Raw genomic sequence first — 16,657 nt, 5'->3', positions numbered from 1 at the left:
CACCCCGGGCAAGCCCATTCCCTCCCAGCCCTCTGCCCCTGCCCTCACCCTGCAAAAGGGGGACAGCGTCAACCACAAGGCCTTTGGCCACGGCATGGTGCTGTCGGTGCAGAAGATGGGTGGCGATGCCCTGGTGGAAATCGCCTTTGACACCGTGGGCACCAAGCGGCTGATGCTGAAATCCGCCAGCCAGCATTTGAGCAAAACCTAAGGAGGATATTCCCATGTATCGCATGATTGGGTTTGATTTAGACGGCACCATTGCCGACACTCTGCCCCTGTGCATCCAGGCCTTCGGCCTGGCCCTGTCCCCCTACGCCGGACACACCTTGAGCGAGGACGAGATCACCGCCACCTTCGGCCTGGACGAGGTGGGCATTGCCAAGCTTCTGGCCGGAGACCAGTGGGAGGCCGGGGTGGCGGACTACTGCCGGGAGTACGCACGGCTCCACCCCACCCTGGTGCCCGACCTGTTTCCCGGCATCCGGGAGCTGCTGGGCACTTTGAAAGACCGGGGTGTGCCCCTGGTGTTGGTGACCGGAAAGGGCACCCCCACCTGCCGCATTTCCCTGGAACACTTTGGCATTGCAGATGTGTTTGACGAGGTGCTGTGCGGCTCGGACGTGGCGCCCAACAAGGTGGAGCACCTGCGCTGCCTGCTGGACAAGTACCAGTTGGCTCCGGAGGAGTTCTGCTACATCGGCGACACCGCCACCGACGTGACCTCCTGCGCCCAGGTGGGAGTCACCTGCCTGTCCGCCGCCTGGCAGGACGGGGTCACGGACAAGCTGGAGCAGTGCAACCCCGGGCGTGTGTTCACCCGGGTGGAGGACTGCAAGAAGTTCTTGCTGGAGCACGTATAAGTTGGTAAATACAGAAGAACCCCCTGTTTTGATTGAAAACAGGGGGTTCCAGGTTATAGAAAAGAAATGGGACAGGCCCAAGCCTGTCCCATTTGCTTATCATTGGTTAGTTGAAGGTGACCCACATGGCGGGGCGAAGGTAGCTAGTTGAAGAGTCTCCCATATTAGTTCTCAATTTTCCATTAGGCAAAACAACCGAAAGATGCGCGCCATCATAATAATTACGTAGGGTGGTGTAGGTCTCACTTTTTCTCATTTCAATGTTGGGTACAAGTACCTGCCCCACTCCATCCACTTTGAAGAGATCATGCCCGCACCTGGCTACGACTTTGACCAGGAGAACGGTGCCCCTAAGACCCGATACGAGTTCACCGTCACCGGAGAAGAAACCGATCCGATTGTCGTGCGGGTGTATAACGTGCCCTTGGATGGGCGGCTGGTGGTACAAAAGTGGGTGGTCAATGCCGACAACACCCCCCTGACCCCGGAACAGCAGGATCAACTCTTTGAGTTTACCGTCACCTTCTCCGATGGCGGCACCTACTCCTACCGTGTGGGTGACGGCCCCCTGCAAAGTGTGGCCAGCGGCGGAAAAATCTACCTCAAGCACGGTGAAAGCGCCGTCTTTGAGAACATTCCCGTGGGTGTGCAGTACACTGTGGTGGAGACCCCCCAGGACGACTATCACACCACCAGCAACGGACATCAGGGCAATATCACCGCCCAGGGCAGCAACGCCGTGTTCGTCAACACCTATGAGCCCCAGGAGCTGGGCAAGATCACCGTGACCAAAGAGGTGCGGGGTGAAGGCGGCGATGTGAACAAGGAATTTACCTTCACCGCCGTCATCAACGGTGAGACCTTTACCTACACCATCAAGCACGGGGAGAGCTTCACCATCCCTGACCTGCCCATTGGTACCCAGTATGTCATCACCGAGACTGACTACTCTGCCGATGGGTATGTCACCGCCGTGCATACCTATACCGGTACCATCAACAGCGCCGGAGAGGTGATCCTCCCCTTCGTCAACGTCTTCAATCCCCCGGACACCCTGGGCACCCTGGAGGTGCAAAAGCAGGTGCTGGAGGAGGGCTATGATCCCGATAAGGTCTTTACCTTCGAGGTGACCTTTGAAGGGGAGAACGCCCCCCAATCTCCCCAGATCTTCACTCTGAAGGCTGGTGAGAAGCTGTCCTTCCTGAACATTCCCGCCGGAGTACGCTTCACCGTGCGGGAGATCGATCCCAACGGCTACCTGCCCGACTTTGTGGTGGCCAGCGGCACCATCGTAGGCGGGGAGACCACCGTGGTGGTGTTCCGCAACCGGGTGCCTGAACCCCCCGACCCCACCTCTATCCTCAAGGTGACCAAGCGGGTGGAGGGCGAGATCAGCCCTGAAGATGAAGACAAGGAGTTCCACATCACCGTAGATGTCAACGGGGAAGAGACAGACCTCAACCTCAAGGACGACGAGACAGTGGAGATCGAAGTGCCCGGCAACTCTGACTATGTGGTGTCTGAGGACGATTACTCCGGCGACGGATTCAGCCAGACCATCACCAACGGCTCCGGCACCATCCGCCCCGGCGAGACAGTGGAAGTGGTGGTAGACGGCTACAACCTGACCAACGTCTATGAGCCCGATACGCCCGACAACCCCGGAAGCAGCGACGCTCCCACGGATCCCAGCACACCTGGTATCCCGCCCCAGACGGGTGACACCTCTGGAAATGTGGGTCTGTACCTGAAGTTCTGTGTGGGCAGCGGCGTTGTGCTGGCAGCCCTGCTGGTGCTGGATCACAGACGGAAAAAGCGCAGCTGATCCATCGGGATCGGATCCATATCCAAAGCAATGAAATAAGCGGATGCAGCAACGAAGCTCGTTGCTGCATCCGCTTTTTCTGTGCTTTTGGTACTCGCTGCCCATCCAGTGGGAATCCCTTGGTGCTGCACTCAGCCCTCTAAAAGCTCCTCCAAAGAGTGGACAAACCGGTGGCAGCTGTCCTGCATTCCCTCCCAGCGGGAGGCATAGCAGGGGTCATACACCCCAATGACGTGCATCCCCGCCTTGCGGGCGGTAGCGCAGTTAAAGGGGGAGTCGTCCAGCAGGGTACACGCCTCCGGCTCCACCCCCAGGGTGTGGCTGAGAGCCTCAAAACACCGGGGATCGTGTTTTTCCAGTCCCAATTCCTCGGCAAACACCACATGGGACAAGTAGTCCTCCAGTCCGTGCCGGGCCAGGGCCAGGCGGCACAGCTTGGGGCGGCAGGCGGTGAACAGAGCCAGGTCTTTCCCCTGGCTCCGGTACTGCTCCAACAGGGCCTGGGCTCCGGGCTTGAGCTCCACCAGGTCCCGGTAGTGGTGGGCAGCCAGATCCTCCCACTCCTGCATGATCTGCGCCTCGGTGAGAGGCAGGTGGTAGTATTCCCGGGTATATGCAGCCGCCGACGGGAAGGTGGCCTTTGTCACTACTTCCTCATATTCCTTTGTCACCTGGCAGTGGTGTCGGGCCAGAAATTCCAGATCCACCTCCACCCACAAATCATTGGAATCCAGCAAAGTTCCGTCTAAATCAAATATTATCATCGGAGTATACCCCTCTCTATCTTGCATTTTTTTGCTTTTTCTGCTATCATAGCCCATTGTAGATTGTCTAGGAGTTGATGCTCATGAGCGAAGCCATGCTGTCCAAACTTGCCCGTCCTTTCATCGTCTTGGCCACCATCATCTGGGGCTCCACCTTTTTCATCCTCAAAGACACCTTGGATGAGGTCAACCTCATGTTTCTGCTGGCCTTCCGCTTCACCTTTGCTGCTCTGTTGCTGGCTCTGGTGTTTTGGAAGCGTTGGAAACAGGTGGATCGCTCCTACTGGCTGCGGGGCGGGATCATGGGTCTGTTCCTCTTTGCCGCATATACCGTGCAAAACTTCGGTCTCATGGACACCACACCGGGAAAAAACGCCTTTTTCACCGCTGTGTACTGTGTGATCGTCCCCTTCCTCTATTGGGCGGTAGACCGACTGCGCCCTGACCGGTTCAACCTGCTGGCCGCAATTCTGTGCATCGCCGGCATCGGCTTTGTGTCCTGGGATGGCGGCTTCTCCCTGTCCTGGGGGGATGTGCTCACCCTGATGGGGGGCTTTTTGTACGCCTGCCACATTGTGGCGGTGTCCAAGTTCTCCCGGAATCGGGATATCATCCTCCTCACCATCATCCAGTTCGGCACCACCGCCCTGTGCTGCTGGGCTGGCACTGTGGTGACCCAGGGCATCCCCACCCAGGGGCTGTCCGCCCAGGCCTGGGGTGTGCTGCTCTACCTGGCCATTGCCGCCACCGCTCTGGCCCTGCTGCTGCAAAACGTAGGCCAGAAGTACACCACCCCGTCGTCGGCAGCGGTGCTGCTGGCCCTGGAAGCCCCCTTCGGCGTGGCCTTCTCAGTGCTCTTTGCCGGGGAAGCACCCACTCCCCAGATGTATCTTGGCTTTTTCCTCATCTTCCTGGCTGTGGTGTGCTCGGAGACGAAATTTCAGTTTCTCCCCCTGGGCAACCCCCGCACAACTCCTCTCAATTCCTAAGAAAGTGCCGCACAATCCAGATTGTGCGGCACTTATTTTGTCTATACATGTCTGTCCAGCCAGGAGAGCACGTCAGCGTATACCTCCATACGGTTGGTCTCGTTCAAGGTCTCATGTCGGGCTTCCGGGTACAGCTTCAGCTCCAAATCCCGGGTGCCATGGTCTTTGAAATATCCGTAGACACGGCGCACCCCCGCCCCATTGCTCCCCACCGGATCCTGATCCCCGGAAAACAGATAGATAGGGGTATTGGGGTCCATCTGGGACAGGGCACGGGAACTGGAAATGTACTGCAAACCACCCAGCATATCCCGATACAGGCCCACGGTGGGGGTAAAGGTGCAGAAGGGGTCCTTCAAGTAGGCATCCACCACCTGCTGATCCCGGCTGATCCAGTCCGCTGTGGTGCGGTTGGGCTTGAACTGCTTATTATAGGCCCCCAAAGCCAGGTCATTGACCAGGGCACTCACCGTATCGAATCCCCGGAGATGGCCGATGAGGGAGGCCAACAACTTGCCTCCTGCCACCAACAGGGGGTTTTCCTGCCCCGTGCCGGAGAGGATGGCCCCGTCCACGGTGCCGGGATAGCGGCACAGGTAGGTACGGGTGAGGAAGGAGCCCATGGAGTGGCCCAGCAGGAAGTAGGGCACACCGGGGAACTTCTCTCCCATGAGCTGCCGGAAGGCTCGCACATCCGCCGTCACCAGTGTCCAGCCGTCGTGGCGGGCAAAATATCCAAATTGCCCCGCCGCCTCTCCAGTCTTGCCGTGGCCCAGGTGGTCCTCCCCGCACACCGCATAGCCGTGGGCCATGAGATAGCGGGCAAAGTGATCGTACCGCCCCATATGCTCGGCAATGCCGTGGACAATCTGCACCACACCTCGCACCTGGCCACTGGGCTGCCACAGGTACCCGGCACAGCGGTGCTCACCATCGCTGGAGTCAAACCAAATCTGCTCCATACACGTCCACTCCCTTCTCCTGCCCTGGTCAGTCCAGGTTCATGTCATTCCCGGACAGGCCGTCCTTTTTCAGCATATTTTCCAGCACCTGCACGTCGGCGGCGATGTCCATGGCGTCGCTGCTGAACAGCTTATCCAGCTGCTTTTCAAAGCCCTGTACCACCTGATCCATCATCTCCTCAATGCGTTTTTTGGCCGCAGTGATGTTCTCTCCCTCCACCCCCTGGGCGTCCAGACGGGCATAGGAGCGGAGGATTTTCAGGGTGGTGGGCAGGTAATAGCTCAAGAAGGTGCGCAGCTGCTGGGTGCGCTGGGGATGGGTCTTTTGATATTGGAGGATCTTTTTGGTGATCTCCTCGATGCGGTCTATCTTGGCGCTGATGACCGGGTCTGGAATCAAGTCGTTGATGAGGCGGATCTCCCGCAGGATGTCGTCTTCCGGCGTAGGTTCCTCCTGTTTCTCCGGTTCCGGCTCAGGCTCAGGGGGCTCGGTGTACCCCATTTCGGTGAGCACCAGCTTTCCCGCCTTGATGTCCAAATATCCCGTGGGCAGCACATGGGTGGCCAGCATCTTGCGCAGATCCCGGGTCAGCCGACGCACTGACACGTCCATGGCCGCCGCCATGGGAGCCAGACTCACCTGTCGGTTGGCGCCGATGTAGGCCAGGTAGTTGGTGTACCGCTCCTCCCGGCTGCGCAGCTCACGGCCGCTGAGGAACATCCCCACGCCCACGCCGCAAGCCACCAGGCATACCACAATGCTGGTCAGCTCATCACTGAAAAAGAAGCCGTAGTGCAGGCTTTCCACAAAAATCGCCGTGGAGCCAATGGTCCCCACCCCGAAGGCCAGGGCCATAACAGCCCCTGCCAGCATCTTGATGGTGCCGGGAGCCAGGCCACGCCGCCCGGTGGAGGGCGCCGTCCAGCTCTGTCCCTGCCGGAAGGTAGCGTCCGCCTTATTTTTCACAAATTGGGCCGCCTGTCTGGCCTGGTTCTCATATTTCATTCGCTGGGCCCGGGACATATTCACAAACCGCCCAGCCAGCCACAGCAGTGCAATGAGCTTGGTGATCTTACTGGGGATGAAAAAGAGCACGGCAATGCCCACCCAATCGCCCCAGTCCCCATCCCTGCGAGGGGGGCGCTGGGGATTGGGATTGTAGCGGTATCCCCCTCCCGGGTCGTAATGATATCTTTGCATGGCTTTGGTTTCCTTTCCCTGCGGGCTGGCAGTCGAAGCCCGCTCGTCTTTACCACATTATATACATCTTTTCCCCCGGTGTAAATAGTGACCCAATTATGATGACAAATTGTAAATCTTTTTAACCGAATTGTTCTTGTGCCCTCCTGTCATTGGTGTTACAATAGCAGTGTTGCAATTCGATTCCATTCCGATCAATTCCTGGCATACCTGACATATATCAACATCTGGAGGTAGTCACATGGAACAAACGACTCCCCAAAAAAAGCTCACGCCCCCCATCATCGCCGGCATCGTGGCTGGTGGCCTGGCGCTGGTGCTGGCAGGGGCTTACTGCGGGCTGTGTGCCTGGGTCAGCGGCAATGGCCGTCTGCTCCCCGGTACCGTAGCCCAGAATAGTGCACAAACTGTCATCGTGGACCTGGGCGGTCTGACCCAGGAGGCTGCGGTGAAGTACATGGCCAGCTCCATGCAGGACCACATGGATGAGTTGTCCCTCACCCTCAAGTACGGAGAGGATCAGTCCCTGACCATCTCCGGCTCCCTGCTGGATATAAACCCCCAGGCAGCGGTGGAAGTGGGTCTGGAAGACAAACAGTCCCGAGGTTTTTTCTCCCTGGGTCTGGCCTGGCTGGGGGCAGGTGATGCCCCGGCTCCTCTGTCCTTGTCCTCCTCCTCCTTTACCCCCCAGGGAGAAAAGCAGGTGCAGGAGTACATCGACCAGATCGCCGAGGCCCTGTATGTGGCCCCAGTGGACTTTACCTATGAACTGAAAGAGAACGCCCTGTCCCTGACCCTGGGCACCGAAGGTGCCCAGGTGAACAAGGAGGCCTTGAAAGAGCAGATCTCCCAGGCCATGGCCACCGGCAAAACCAGCCTCACTGTGGAGACAGAGCCTGTCCCCTGTGCCGAACTCACCGGCGAGAAGCTCAGCAAGCTGGTATACCGGGAGCCCAAGGCTCCCACCCAGGACGCAAAGGGCAACATCACCCCCATGGTCATCGGCTGCGAGATCGATCCCGAGGAAGCCCAGGAGATCATCGACCAGGCCCAGCCCGGTGAGACCTGCTCCATTCCCGTCACCCTCACCCAGCCCGACCTGAGCAACGTCGCTCCCCTGCTCTATCAGGATCTGTTGGCCAGCTCCACCACCACCATCAGCGGCACTTCCGACCGTTTGTTCAATGTGAAACGAGCTGCATCCTTCTGCAACGGAAAGATCCTCATGCCCGGCGAGACCTTCTCCTACCTGAACACCATTGGAAACCCCTCTCAGGCCAACGGCTACATGGTGGGTACCGGATATCAAAACGGTGAGACCGTATCTATGGCCGGCGGCGGCGTGTGCCAGGTGTCCTCTGCCATCTACTACTGCACCGTGTACGCCAACCTGGATATTGTCAAGCGGGCCAACCACGCCTTTTCTGTGGGCTATGTGCCCGATGGCCTGGACGCCACCGTGTATTATCCCAGCCTGGACTTTAAGTTCCGCAACGACACCGACTTCCCCATCAAAATCGTCGCCTATGTGTCGGGCAGCAGACTCACCGTCCAGATCTACGGCACCAACACCGCCGGCACCTATGTCAAGACCGAGCGCTACACCCGCTCCACCACCCAATACCAGACGATTTATGAGCCGGACACCTCTGTGCCCCGGGGCACCACCAAGGTGAAGACCACTCCCTACACCGGCAAGGTGGTGGATGTATACCGCTGCGTGTACGATGCCAATGGCAAACTCATCTCCCGTACCTTTGAAAACACCAGCCGCTACTCCAAGCGGGACAAGGTGATCCTCTACAACCCCGCTGATTCCGGCCCCTGGGGCGCTGGAACCGGCTCCACGACCCCCACCCCGGCACCTACTCCGGCTCCCACTCCGGCTCCCACGCCCGCTCCCACTCCGGCACCTACCCCCCAGCCCACACCGGTTCCCACTCCCGCCCCTACCCCTGTTCCTACACCCGCTCCTACCCCTGATTCCACCCAGGAGAGCCAGCAGCCATGACGGGAAATTTCCAAGGCTTTACCCCGGAAACCGTGGAATTCATGTGGGGCATTCGGTTTCAAAACGAGCGCAGCTGGTTTGAAGCACACAAGGACGTGTATCTCTCCACCCTCTACCGGCCCATGCAGGCCCTGGGCGCTCAGGTGCAGGCAGCCATGGTGGAGAAGTTTCCCAAAGAGCCCTGGAACCTGAAGGTGACCCGAATCTACCGGGATGCCCGACGGCTCCACGGCCGTGGCCCCTACAAAGACCATCTGTGGTTTACCCTGGTGCGTGGGGATGACACCGCCCCCGACGCTCACCCTGCCCTGTGGTTTGAGCTGACCCCAGATGGTTGGAGCTGCGGCATGGGGTTCTGGTGTGCCAAAGCCTCCATCATGGAGTGCCACCGCCAGGAGATCCTCCGGGACCCCAAGCCCCTGCTCAAACTGGAACGCACCCTGAAGCGACAGGATCGCTTCGTATTGGATGGACCGGAGTACCGCCGCCAAAAGCCCTGCCCTCACAAGGAGCTGAGCCAGTGGTTTAACAAGAAATCCATCTCCGTGGGTCACGAGGAAGGGCTGTGTGACCTGCTGTATACCCCGGAACTGGCAGATCAGCTGGTGGAGGATTTCACCTTTCTCAAACCATACTACGACTATTTTTCCGCTCTGTCTTCCAAAATGTTTGAATAAAAAATTCCCTCTCCACGGAGAGGGAATTTTCAGACTGTCAAAAAACATAAGAGTCATGCAAGAAGTCTTGACCATCTTGCATGGAGAGAAGCTCTCGGCAGAGTTTTCCCGCCCGCAGGCGGGAAAATAAATTGAAATCCTGTTTTTTCCGGGGACATGTGCATCGGAAAAAACACTTCTCAGCCCGCCAGTGTGGCCTTGGGTCGCCCTTTGACCCAAGGGTGCATGCAGCGGGCTGCAACCCTCGAAAAAATGCTTGCATTTTTGAGAAGCGTGTCGAACTTTTCGACACGCTAAAAATTCCCTCTCCACGGAGAGGGAATTTTTTGTCTTTCTCGAGCTTAGTTCTTCAAGCTGTGCATGGGGGCGGGGATGCGGCCGCCCCGGGCCACAAACGCCTCGGCAGAGCCGGTGTGGCAGGGCATCACCGGGGCGGACCCCAGCAGGCCGCCAAACTCCACGGTGTCCCCCACCTTCATACCGGGGGCGGGAATGATGCGCACGGCGGTGGTCTTCTGGTTGATCATGCCGATGGCCGCCTCGTCGGCAATGATGGCGGAAATGGTGGCGGCACTGGTGTCGCCGGGCACAGCGATCATGTCCAGACCCACCGAGCACACGCAGGTCATAGCCTCCAGCTTGTCCAGGGTCAGGGCGCCGCACTGGGCCGCGGCGATCATACCCTCGTCCTCACTCACCGGAATGAAGGCACCGGACAGGCCACCCACGGAGGAGGATGCCATGACACCGCCCTTCTTCACGGCGTCGTTGAGCAGAGCCAGGGCAGCAGTGGTGCCGTGGGTGCCGCACACCTCCAGGCCCATCTCCTCCAGGATCCGAGCCACGCTGTCTCCAATGGCGGGCGTGGGGGCCAGGGACAGGTCCACAATGCCAAAGGGCACGTCCAGGCGGCGGCTGGCCTCCTGCGCCACCAGCTGGCCCATACGGGTCACCCGGAAGGCGGTCTTCTTGATGGTCTCCGCCACCACGTCAAAGGGCTGGCCCTTCACCGACTTCAAAGCGTGGTGCACCACGCCGGGGCCGGACACGCCCACGTTGATGACCCGCTCAGCCTCACCCACCCCGTGGAAGGCACCGGCCATAAAGGGGTTGTCCTCCACAGCATTGCAAAACACCACCAGCTTGGCGCAGCCAAAGCCGCCCTGGTCGGCGGTACGGGCGGCACAGGCCTTCACGGTCTCGCCCATCAGGCGCACAGCATCCATGTTGATGCCTGCCTTGGTGGAGCCGATGTTCACACTGGAGCACACCAGGTCGGTGACCGCCAGAGCCTCGGGGATGGAGGCAATGAGGTTGCGATCCCCCCGGGTCATGCCCTTTTGCACCAGAGCGGAGAAACCGCCGATGAAGTTGACCCCGGTGGCCTTGGCGGCCCGATCCAGGGCCTGAGCAAAGGGGACATAGTCATCGGTATCGGAAGCCCCTGCCACCAGGGCAATGGGGGACACAGAAATGCGCTTGTTGACAATGGGGATCCCCAGCTCCGCCTCGATGTCCTCCCCGGTCTTCACCAGGTTGGCAGCAGAAGTGGTGATCTTGTCGTAAATCTTCTCACAGGCCACCTTGGGGTCGGAGTGGCAGCAGTCCAGCAGGGAGATCCCCATGGTGATGGTACGGATGTCCAGGTTCTGCTGGTCGATCATGGAGATGGTGGAGAGAATGTCCTTTTGGTTGAGCATATCCCGTCACCTCAAATCCGATGCATGGCGTTGAAAATGTCTTCCAACTGTACCCGGATATCCAGGCTGCGCTCCTTGCCACTGTCCGATAGCTCCTGGGCCAGCTGGGCAAAGGGTACGGTGCACTTGGACACGTCCACCAGCATCACCATGGTGAAATAGTCCTGCAAAATGGTCTGGCTGATGTCCAGCACGTTGACATTTCTCTGGCTGATCTGGCCACACACGGCGGCGATGATGCCCACCTGATCCTTGCCCACAACAGTTACAATGGCTCTCATAAGTAAACTCCTCCATATCTTTTGGGGTTATCCCCAGTGTATACCAATTAACCCAGTTGGTCCAGGGTCAGCCCAAAGCTCTCCCCCACGTGCTCCAAAAACCAGGTTACCTCTTCCATCTCCATGGCTTGCAGGGCACGCAGTGTCTCCTCCTGGGCCTGGACAAACTCACTGTTGCCCGCCTTTCGCTCCTCCAGGCACTTCAGCCATGCCGCCAGCTTGTCCGCGGCCTTGACATAGCGGCGGCTCTCCTCATCCTCCCCCCGCAGCAGCGGCTCATAGGCCCCCGCCAGTTCTGGGGGCAGCATCCCCAGCAGCTTGTCCTGGGCCACCGCCTCCACCTGGTCATAGGCGGCCTTGATGGCGGGATTGAAATACTTGATGGGGGTGGGAAGGTCGCCGGTGATGATTTCGGGGGCATCGTGGAACAGCGCCGCCGTGGCCACCCGGTCGGGGTTCACGTCCTTGTGAAAGACCTCCTGTCCAATCACCGCCAGGGCGTGGGCCAGCACCGACACCTCATAGGAGTGCTCCTCCACATTCTCCGTGCGGGTGTTGCGCATCAGCGCCCACCGGGCGATGTATCGCATCCGAAAAATATAGGCAAAAAAGCTGGACGACATTGCTCCACCTTCTTTTATAAAAGTAGGGGAAGTATACCACAATTTTAAGTAAATGTAAACCTGTACAAAACCCTACGAAAATGGTATTATTAAAGAAAAGCTACATTTGGGAGGCCCCTATGGACATTGCCATCTATACCTTGGGCTGCAAGGTCAACCAATATGAGACCCAGGCCATGGAGCAGGAGCTGCTCCACCGAGGCCACAATCTGGTGCAATTTGAAGATCTGGCCGACGCCTATATCATCAACACCTGCACGGTCACAGCGGTCAGCGACAAAAAGTGCCGCAACGTCATCCGCCGGGCCAAAAAGATGAATCCCCAGGCGGTGGTGGCGGTGTGCGGCTGCTACGCCCAGACGGAGCCGGAGGCTGTGGCTGCCCTGGGGGTGGATGTGGTGTCCGGTACCGCCGGGCGTATGGAATTTCTCGACCTGCTGGAGCAGCAGCTGAGCCAACACGCTGCCCCCCTCATTCAGGTGGACGAGGCCCTGCGCCGCCGGGACTTTGAGCGGCTCACCGCCGGGGGCCAGCTGGGCCGTACCCGTGCCATGCTGAAGGTGGAGGACGGGTGCACCAACTTCTGCACCTACTGCATCATTCCCTATGCCCGGGGCCCTGTGCGCTCCCTGCCCCTCTCCGAGGCGGTGGCCCAGGCTCAGGACTTGGAGGCCCAGGGCTACCGGGAAATCGTGCTCACCGGCATCGAAATTTCCTCCTGGGGCCGGGATTTGAAGGAAAGCCAGACCCTCATTGACCTGGTGGAGGCTCTGTGCCACGCTGTGCCCAGTTTGCGGGTGCGTCTGGGCTCCCTGGAGCCCCGCACCATCACAGAGGACTTCTGTCAGCGGGCGGCGGCACTGCCCAACCTGTGTCCTCACTTCCATCTCTCCATGCAGTCGGGCTGTGACGAGACGCTCAAGCGCATGAACCGGAAGTACGACACCGCCCGGTATCTCCAGTCGGTCCAGTGGCTGAATGAGACCTTTGACCGCCCCGCCATCACCACCGACCTGATCGTGGGTTTCCCCCAGGAGACGGAAGAGGAGTTTGCCCACACCCTGGACTTTATCCGGCGCTGCGCCTTTTCCTCCATGCACATCTTCCCCTACTCCCGGCGCAGCGGCACCCCAGCTGCCACCATGGACGGGCAAATCCCCCACGCTGTTCAGGAGGAGCGTGCCCACCGGGCGGGTGAGGTGGCCCAGGAGATGGAGCAGAACTACTTGCAGGCTCTGGTGGGGACCACCCTTCCCGTGCTCTTTGAGGAGGAGAAGGAGGGCCTGTGGCAGGGCCACGCCCCCAACTATGTGGCGGTGCGGGCCAGCGGCGAGAATCTCCACAACCAACTGCGGCAGGTGACCATCACCGGGGTGGGGGACGGGATTTTGCTGGGGGAAATCCAATAAAATATAGAATCTGCCCTGAGCCGTTTGGCCCAGGGCAGATTTTGTTTACACCTCCATGATCACAGGCAGGATCATGGGATTGCGTTTTGTCTTTTTGTAGAGGTAGCCGGACAGGCTGCCCTTGATCTCGGACTTGATGGAAGACCAGTCCCGGACATGGCGGTCCTGGCAGGTCTCCAGAGCGTCCATGGCCACCTGGCGCAGCTCGTCCATGAGGGCCTCGGACTCCTTGACGTAGACGAAGCCACGGGTGATGATGTCAGGCCCGGAGATGACCTGTCCGTCTTCGGCGGACATGGACACCACCACCACGATCATGCCGTCCTGGGCCAGGTGCTGGCGATCCCGCAGCACCACAGCGCCCACGTCGCCCACACCGTAGCCGTCCACAAACACCTTGCCGGAGGGAACGGTGCCGTTGATCTTAGCACTCTTCTGGGTGATCTCGATGACCTTACCCACATCACTGATGATGATGTTGCGGGGATCCATGCCCATGCTTTTGGCCAGCTTGGCATGGGTCTTCAGCATCCGCTGCTCGCCGTGGACGGGGATGAAGTACTTAGGCCGCACCAGAGCGTGGACGATCTTCAGCTCGTCCTGGCAGGCGTGGCCGGAGACGTGGAGGGGCAGCTCCCGCTCGTTGACCACCTCGGCATCCCGGCGGTACAGCTCGTTGATGACGTTGCCGATGGCGTTCTCGTTGCCGGGAATGGCGGAGGCGGAGAGGATGACCCGGTCCCCGGCCTGGATCTCCACCTGGCGGTGGGTGTTGAAGGCCATGCGGGTGAGGGCGGACATGGTCTCGCCCTGGCTGCCGGTGGTGATGATGCACACCTTATTCTTGGGCAGGCCCTTGATCTGGTTGACGTCCACCACCGTGCCCGCAGGCACCTGCATATACCCCAGCTCGGTGGACACCCGCATGACATTTTCCATGCTCCGGCCCGTCACCGCCACCTTGCGGCCGTACTTGGCGGCCACATTGATGATCTGCTGGATGCGGTCCACGTTGGAGGCAAAGGTGGTGACAATGATGCGCTGGTCACAGCCCCGGAACAGGGCCTCAAAGGAGGCACCCACACTGCGCTCGCTCTTGGTAAATCCAGACCGCTCCACGTTGGTGGAGTCGGCCAGCAGGGCCAGAACGCCCTCCCGGCCCAGCTCGCCCAGGCGGGTCAGGTCAGCCATACCCCCCTGAATGGGGGTGGGGTCGATCTTAAAGTCGCCGGTGTGAACCACCACGCCCAGGGGGCAGCGGATGGCAAAGGCCACAGCGTCAGCGATGGAGTGGTTGATGTGGATAAATTCCACGGAGAATTTGCCAGCCCGTACCGTCTCCCCTGCCTCGCAGGTGATGAGCTTGACCTTCTTGTCCAGGCGGTGCTCCTCCAGCTTCAGCCGGATCAGTCCGGCGGACATGCGGGTGGCGTAGATGGGCACATTGACATCCCGCATGAGATAGGGGATGGCGCCGATGTGGTCTTCGTGTCCGTGGGTGATGAAGATGGCCCGGATGCGGTCCCGGTTCTGGATGAGGTAGGTGAAGTCGGGGATGACCACGTCCACCCCGTACATCTCATCATCAGGGAAGCCCATACCCACGTCCACCACAATGATGTCGTTGCCGTACTCAAAGACGGTGAGGTTCTTGCCGATCTCATTGAGGCCGCCAAGAGAGATGATTTTCAATTTTTCTGCCATAAATACTCCTTTTCACAGTTGCATTGTTTGTTGTATCAGTTGTGCGTATTTATGGGCCTGTGGGCACACTCCTCCCCTGTTGGGCCGGGGCACCCAACTCCCCTTGAGATGAGTGTGCCCGGAATGAGCATCTTTTCACCAAAAAAGAAACAAAATCCCTTTTGGGCGCAGGAGAAAAACGCCGTCGTCCCCCCCTCGGTCTGGCCCTGTTTCGCCAAACAGATGGGCGGTCGGCCGCCTCTCCCTGCGCTGTGCGCTGTCTATGTGATTGTATTATCCGAAGCGCGCCCACAAGCCACGCTTTACGCCATACCGATAACCGCTCAACTCAACCCTGTCGGGGAGGAGCTTGCTCAGGCAAGTATATCACACATCTATGGCAAAGTACAGTATTTTTTGTCGCTCCCACTTCCCGGTGTCCTGTCAGGGGCACACCTCTCACTTCTTCACGATTCACTGGCATTGCCCTGCCAGCCCGGCAAGGACGCTCCGCTGGGGTCTATTTTTGTCCGGCCAAAAATAGACGAAAAAGCCGCCAAAGGCGGGGTCTTCCCCCGCCTTGTGGAATCCACCCCGCCGATGCTGGGCGACAGTGCGTTCAACTGTCCACGGCCCGGATGATCTTTTCTGTTCCTGATCATGCCTGCATCCCAGGCCGCCATGGCAACTGGCCCTAAAACTGGGCGTTTCCCCTGTCCGGGCCTACTTTGGTACAGCGGCTATTCCCAGCCGCCGGTGGTCTGGGGGACTATGCCAAGCCAAATATCCCCTTGTATCATGGTAGCCTTTGGTCTGGTCGCACCCCCAGGTCCTGCATTTTTCATTCTTCATTTATCATTCTTCATTATCTTGCCCGGGCCAGGGTCAGCGCCACCACTTCCTCCGCCCCGCCTATGCGCAGGCAGGCGGCGCACTCACTCAGGGTGGACCCACTGGTGGCCACATCGTCCACCAGCACCACCCGCTTCCCCGCCACGTCGGCACCGGGGCACAGCGCATAGGCCCCCGCCACATTGGCCCGCCGGGCGGAGGGGGAGGTGATGCGAGATTGCTGGCAGGTGTCCCGCACCTTCTCCAGGGTGGACACCACCTCCAACTCGGTCAGCTCCCCCACCCGCTGGGCCAGCAGCCGGCACTGGTCATACCCCCGCTGCCGCAGGCCTCTGCCAGACAGCGGCACCCAGGTCACGCAGTCCATGGGCTCACCCCATCGGTCTGTGAGACACTGGGCCATGAGCATCCCAAAGAGGGCGGCATGACCCTGCCCGCCCCAGAATTTATAGCAGTGCATCCCACGCCGTACCCCGTCCTCGTACCACAGGGGTGAAAGGCACTGGGTGCAAAACTCCACCTGTTTGCTCTTGTCCTCACTCCAGGGCAGCACCCTCTGGCAATGGCTGCACAGTCCCTCCTCCCACTCCTCCAGCACTCTGCCGCAAAAGGGGCAGCGGGGCGGGTAGAGGAGATCCACACACGCCCTGAGTATATGGATGCCCATGCCACATCTCTCCCACACGTCGAATCACGTCGAATCTCTCTGTAATAGGAACCCCCCGGCATAGCCGGGGGTTCTTCATATGCGGGCAAAGCCCTTTGTTACTAGCCACGCCTCAAGGCGTTGGTACGGTCTGCCACTTGCGAAAGATTA

General features: G+C 59.5%; 16 protein-coding genes. 8 read left to right on the top strand and 8 right to left on the bottom strand.

Features of this window, described 5'->3' with window-relative positions:
* The 3 genes from H9X86_RS10135 to H9X86_RS10125 all read left to right on the top strand — a co-directional run.
* The coding region (locus tag H9X86_RS10135; protein WP_204901411.1) for a hypothetical protein at window positions 1-211 on the top strand (211 nt) is incomplete at its 5' end.
* Between the two features lie 13 nt (window positions 212-224).
* Entirely contained in the window at window positions 225-863 is a 639-nt protein-coding gene (locus H9X86_RS10130; protein WP_204901410.1) for an HAD family hydrolase, read from the top strand.
* Window positions 864-1,170: 307 nt separating this feature from the next.
* On the top strand, window positions 1,171-2,688 hold the full coding sequence (locus H9X86_RS10125; protein WP_204901409.1) for a DUF7601 domain-containing protein: 1,518 nt from the start codon (window positions 1,171-1,173) through the stop codon (window positions 2,686-2,688).
* A 131-nt stretch (window positions 2,689-2,819) separates the two neighbouring features.
* Here the strand turns inward: H9X86_RS10125 and H9X86_RS10120 are convergent, their stop codons facing one another.
* Complete coding sequence (locus tag H9X86_RS10120) at window positions 2,820-3,452, bottom strand: HAD family hydrolase (RefSeq protein ID WP_204901408.1); 633 nt, start codon at window positions 3,450-3,452, stop codon at window positions 2,820-2,822.
* An 83-nt stretch (window positions 3,453-3,535) separates the two neighbouring features.
* On the opposite strand from H9X86_RS10120, the gene H9X86_RS10115 reads away from it, so the two are divergent.
* Window positions 3,536-4,441 carry a DMT family transporter gene (locus H9X86_RS10115; RefSeq protein ID WP_243416919.1) on the top strand — a complete coding sequence of 302 codons (906 nt, stop codon included), beginning with the start codon at window positions 3,536-3,538 and terminating at the stop codon, window positions 4,439-4,441.
* Window positions 4,442-4,482: 41 nt separating this feature from the next.
* On the opposite strand, the gene H9X86_RS10110 is transcribed toward H9X86_RS10115, so the two are convergent.
* Together H9X86_RS10110 and H9X86_RS10105 are read right to left on the bottom strand one after the other, a co-directional pair.
* The gene (locus tag H9X86_RS10110) at window positions 4,483-5,403 is read right to left on the bottom strand and encodes an alpha/beta hydrolase (protein ID WP_204901407.1); all 921 of its coding nucleotides are present in this window, start codon (window positions 5,401-5,403) and stop codon (window positions 4,483-4,485) included.
* Window positions 5,404-5,431: 28 nt separating this feature from the next.
* Window positions 5,432-6,604, bottom strand: a complete 1,173-nt coding sequence (locus H9X86_RS10105; RefSeq protein ID WP_243416918.1) for a 5-bromo-4-chloroindolyl phosphate hydrolysis family protein — start codon at window positions 6,602-6,604, stop codon at window positions 5,432-5,434.
* A 241-nt stretch (window positions 6,605-6,845) separates the two neighbouring features.
* Between H9X86_RS10105 and H9X86_RS10100 the strand changes: the two genes are divergently transcribed.
* The gene (locus H9X86_RS10100; RefSeq protein WP_204901406.1) at window positions 6,846-8,615 is read left to right on the top strand and encodes a VanW family protein; all 1,770 of its coding nucleotides are present in this window, start codon (window positions 6,846-6,848) and stop codon (window positions 8,613-8,615) included.
* Window positions 8,612-9,292: a DUF2461 domain-containing protein gene (locus H9X86_RS10095; RefSeq protein ID WP_204901405.1), complete on the top strand. Its 681-nt coding sequence runs from the start codon at window positions 8,612-8,614 to the stop codon at window positions 9,290-9,292. Before H9X86_RS10100 ends, H9X86_RS10095 begins: the two co-directional genes overlap by 4 nt.
* A 341-nt stretch (window positions 9,293-9,633) precedes the next feature.
* On the opposite strand, the gene H9X86_RS10090 is transcribed toward H9X86_RS10095, so the two are convergent.
* Genes H9X86_RS10090 through yfbR form a run of 3 tightly spaced genes read right to left on the bottom strand, consistent with a single transcriptional unit; the run spans window position 9,634 to window position 11,896 of the window.
* On the bottom strand, window positions 9,634-10,992 hold the full coding sequence (locus H9X86_RS10090; RefSeq protein WP_204901404.1) for a PFL family protein: 1,359 nt from the start codon (window positions 10,990-10,992) through the stop codon (window positions 9,634-9,636).
* Window positions 10,993-11,003: 11 nt separating this feature from the next.
* A complete protein-coding gene (locus tag H9X86_RS10085; protein WP_204901403.1) occupies window positions 11,004-11,273 on the bottom strand; it encodes an ACT domain-containing protein in 270 nt (89 codons plus the stop codon).
* Between the two features lie 47 nt (window positions 11,274-11,320).
* Entirely contained in the window at window positions 11,321-11,896 is a 576-nt protein-coding gene (gene yfbR, locus H9X86_RS10080; protein WP_204901402.1) for a 5'-deoxynucleotidase, read from the bottom strand.
* A 119-nt stretch (window positions 11,897-12,015) separates the two neighbouring features.
* On the opposite strand from yfbR, the gene mtaB reads away from it, so the two are divergent.
* Window positions 12,016-13,305 (top strand): tRNA (N(6)-L-threonylcarbamoyladenosine(37)-C(2))-methylthiotransferase MtaB, encoded by a 1,290-nt coding sequence (mtaB, locus tag H9X86_RS10075; protein ID WP_204901401.1) that lies wholly within the window; start codon window positions 12,016-12,018, stop codon window positions 13,303-13,305.
* Window positions 13,306-13,350: 45 nt separating this feature from the next.
* On the opposite strand, the gene H9X86_RS10070 is transcribed toward mtaB, so the two are convergent.
* Window positions 13,351-15,009: a ribonuclease J gene (locus tag H9X86_RS10070; protein WP_204901400.1), complete on the bottom strand. Its 1,659-nt coding sequence runs from the start codon at window positions 15,007-15,009 to the stop codon at window positions 13,351-13,353.
* Between the two features lie 123 nt (window positions 15,010-15,132).
* Between H9X86_RS10070 and H9X86_RS10065 the strand changes: the two genes are divergently transcribed.
* Complete coding sequence (locus H9X86_RS10065) at window positions 15,133-15,630, top strand: hypothetical protein (protein WP_204901399.1); 498 nt, start codon at window positions 15,133-15,135, stop codon at window positions 15,628-15,630.
* A 223-nt stretch (window positions 15,631-15,853) separates the two neighbouring features.
* On the opposite strand, the gene H9X86_RS10060 is transcribed toward H9X86_RS10065, so the two are convergent.
* Window positions 15,854-16,507: a ComF family protein gene (locus tag H9X86_RS10060; protein ID WP_204901398.1), complete on the bottom strand. Its 654-nt coding sequence runs from the start codon at window positions 16,505-16,507 to the stop codon at window positions 15,854-15,856.
* Window positions 16,508-16,657 lie beyond the last annotated feature (150 nt).

Origin of the sequence: Pseudoflavonifractor capillosus, assembly GCF_016902575.1 — a bacterium.
Taxonomy (GTDB): Bacteria; Bacillota; Clostridia; order Oscillospirales; family Oscillospiraceae; genus Enterenecus; species Enterenecus capillosus_A.
This window is presented reverse-complemented; position numbering and strand designations above follow the sequence as displayed.

Coding starts and splice junctions, on each gene's coding strand:
- yfbR (WP_204901402.1), bottom strand. CDS start 11,896: ATGTCGTCCAGCTTTTTTGCCTATATTTTTCGGATGCGATACATCGCC.
- H9X86_RS10105 (WP_243416918.1), bottom strand. CDS start 6,604: ATGCAAAGATATCATTACGACCCGGGAGGGGGATACCGCTACAATCCC.
- mtaB (WP_204901401.1), top strand. CDS start 12,016: ATGGACATTGCCATCTATACCTTGGGCTGCAAGGTCAACCAATATGAG.
- H9X86_RS10070 (WP_204901400.1), bottom strand. CDS start 15,009: ATGGCAGAAAAATTGAAAATCATCTCTCTTGGCGGCCTCAATGAGATC.
- H9X86_RS10060 (WP_204901398.1), bottom strand. CDS start 16,507: ATGGGCATCCATATACTCAGGGCGTGTGTGGATCTCCTCTACCCGCCC.
- H9X86_RS10085 (WP_204901403.1), bottom strand. CDS start 11,273: ATGAGAGCCATTGTAACTGTTGTGGGCAAGGATCAGGTGGGCATCATC.
- H9X86_RS10065 (WP_204901399.1), top strand. CDS start 15,133: ATGAGCATCTTTTCACCAAAAAAGAAACAAAATCCCTTTTGGGCGCAG.
- H9X86_RS10090 (WP_204901404.1), bottom strand. CDS start 10,992: ATGCTCAACCAAAAGGACATTCTCTCCACCATCTCCATGATCGACCAG.
- H9X86_RS10120 (WP_204901408.1), bottom strand. CDS start 3,452: ATGATAATATTTGATTTAGACGGAACTTTGCTGGATTCCAATGATTTG.
- H9X86_RS10100 (WP_204901406.1), top strand. CDS start 6,846: ATGGAACAAACGACTCCCCAAAAAAAGCTCACGCCCCCCATCATCGCC.
- H9X86_RS10130 (WP_204901410.1), top strand. CDS start 225: ATGTATCGCATGATTGGGTTTGATTTAGACGGCACCATTGCCGACACT.
- H9X86_RS10110 (WP_204901407.1), bottom strand. CDS start 5,403: ATGGAGCAGATTTGGTTTGACTCCAGCGATGGTGAGCACCGCTGTGCC.
- H9X86_RS10125 (WP_204901409.1), top strand. CDS start 1,171: ATGCCCGCACCTGGCTACGACTTTGACCAGGAGAACGGTGCCCCTAAG.
- H9X86_RS10115 (WP_243416919.1), top strand. CDS start 3,536: ATGAGCGAAGCCATGCTGTCCAAACTTGCCCGTCCTTTCATCGTCTTG.
- H9X86_RS10095 (WP_204901405.1), top strand. CDS start 8,612: ATGACGGGAAATTTCCAAGGCTTTACCCCGGAAACCGTGGAATTCATG.